Source organism: Bacillus fungorum (assembly GCF_002746455.1).
Classification (GTDB): Bacteria; Bacillota; Bacilli; order Bacillales; family Bacillaceae_G; genus Bacillus_A; species Bacillus_A fungorum.
Window position 1 is genome coordinate 1 of record NZ_NWUW01000100.1, and the last position, 1,985, is coordinate 1,985.

At 29.6% G+C, this 1,985-nt stretch carries 3 protein-coding genes; all 3 read left to right on the top strand.

Going from position 1 to position 1,985, the window contains the following annotated elements:
• Positions 1-329: IS30 family transposase (locus CO726_RS30755; protein WP_136699915.1), on the top strand; the 329-nt coding region annotated here is incomplete at its 5' end.
• Positions 330-592: 263 nt separating this feature from the next.
• Positions 593-1,687 (top strand): Rap family tetratricopeptide repeat protein, encoded by a 1,095-nt coding sequence (locus tag CO726_RS30760; RefSeq protein ID WP_099686809.1) that lies wholly within the window; start codon positions 593-595, stop codon positions 1,685-1,687.
• Positions 1,684-1,821, top strand: coding sequence for a hypothetical protein (locus tag CO726_RS32110; RefSeq protein WP_169513126.1), 138 nt, complete (start codon positions 1,684-1,686; stop codon positions 1,819-1,821). The genes CO726_RS30760 and CO726_RS32110 overlap by 4 nt, the downstream gene beginning before the upstream one ends.
• Positions 1,822-1,985 lie beyond the last annotated feature (164 nt).

The following is a 1,985-nucleotide window of genomic DNA, read 5'->3' on the forward strand; positions in this document are numbered from 1 at the left end:
TCAAACAGCTTACTTCTATGTATCCATCCACTGCATTTCAAACCGCTACTGTTGATAGGGGAAAAGAATTTTCGTGTTATCAACGAGTAGAAAATGACTTGAAAATAGCAGTGTTCTTTGCCGATCCCTATTCTTCCTGGCAACGTGGAAGTAATGAAAACGCAAATGGCCTATTGCGTGAGTTTTATCCGAAAAAAACCGATTTGAGCCTTGTTTCACAACAACAATTGAATCAAGCGCTACTTGTTATTAATCAAAGGCCAAGAAAATGTTTAGGTTGGAAAACTGCCCACGAAGCGTTTCAGGAGGAACTGTCGCACTTAGATTGACAAACTGTCATTTACAAAAACACACATATACAAATTTACCCAAATTCGATATCCTAAAAATGTCAATAAGACAAATACCTTATTTATACCCATTATCAAAAACCCCTTAATGTATAAGGGGTTTTTGATAATGGGTATAAAATTTAAAGTTTAATATACATAATATTCAAAAAATATATATCAACTTGTAATAAAGTTAATCTAATGTAATACCATGATAATATAAACAGTATATAGATAAATCTGGAAAAGGGGGATGTCAATTGAACGTGAAAACAAAAACAAATAATGAAATCACACAGCTTTTAAATAACTGGTATATCGAAATTCGAAACAGACATGTTGGTAATGCATATAAATTAAAAACAGACATTGAAAAACGCATTCAAAACATAGAAGAAGACCAAAATTTATTACTCTACTACTCTCTAATTGATTTTGGATACAACTATTTAATTGATAATCTAAGCATATCAAAAAATAGTTTTGATAAGATTGATGCCTTAGGCAACCCAACAGACGAGTTCCTAGCTTATTATTATCATTTTTATAAGGCAATTCATTCTAATGCAATTGGAAACTATAATGCAGCAAGAGAGCACTATGACAAAGCAGAAAAACTACTTGGAAATATTCCTGATGAAATCGAAAAAGCTGAATTTTATTATAATCAAGCTACTTTCCATTACCATTTTTATCAAGCACTTATTGCTATTAAACAAGTAACAAAAGCTAAAGAAATTTTTAAAAAACATAATGGATATGATATAAAAATTGGCTATTGTAACAATTTACTAGGTCTAGCATGTACACATTTAAAAGAATGGGAATTAGCTGAAGAATATTTCATCTCAGCAATGGATATTTTCAAAAAACAAAACAACGAAAATCCTATACTAGTAGTAAGACAAAATTTAGGCTTAATGTATGCAAATCAAAACCTATCAGAATTAGCAATACGATATTTAACTGAAGTATGCGAAATAATGCCTAATAATTACAAAGCCATTTTTGTTAAAGCTAAAGAACATTCTAAAATAGGCGAAAATGAAATAGCTTCAAAACTAATAGAAAAAGGCTTAACTATTTCCAATAAATTAGGAATCATAGAATATCAATATCGCTTTAAGATCATAAAAGCAATAAATGAAAAAGTTCCAGCTCAAACTTTAGAAAATACAATTTTAGAAGGTATCAATTACTTTAAAACAGAAGAACTATGGGAATACATTCAAGAATATAATGAAAAAGTAGCAGTATTATTTCATCAAGAAAACAACTTCGAAAAAGCTAGTAAATACTTTTATTTAAGTCATCAAGCTAAAGAAGAAAAATCAAAAAAGGAGGGACTAAAATGAAAAAAATAACAATTAGTTTACTTGGAATTATTACAGCCTTAACTCTTACTTTTAATGTAACTGATACCAGTCCGAAAGAGATCAAACAATTCTCTAAAATTCTAGTCCTATACGCAGATGGCAACACTGGTTGAAATACAAAAAAACACCTTCAAATATTGAAGGTGTTTTCACGTTGTTGAAAAAAGATTTTGTCAATGAAAATGTCACCTAAAAGGTGACATTTTCACTTTCTATTTCATCTGTAATTTGGTAAGTTAAATATAGGCCAACTTTCTTTAGCGAGAGAAGTTTGGTC

Bases quoted from the DNA above. Each gene is read 5' to 3' on its own strand.
- CO726_RS32110 (WP_169513126.1), top strand. From the start codon at position 1,684: ATGAAAAAAATAACAATTAGTTTACTTGGAATTATTACAGCCTTAACT.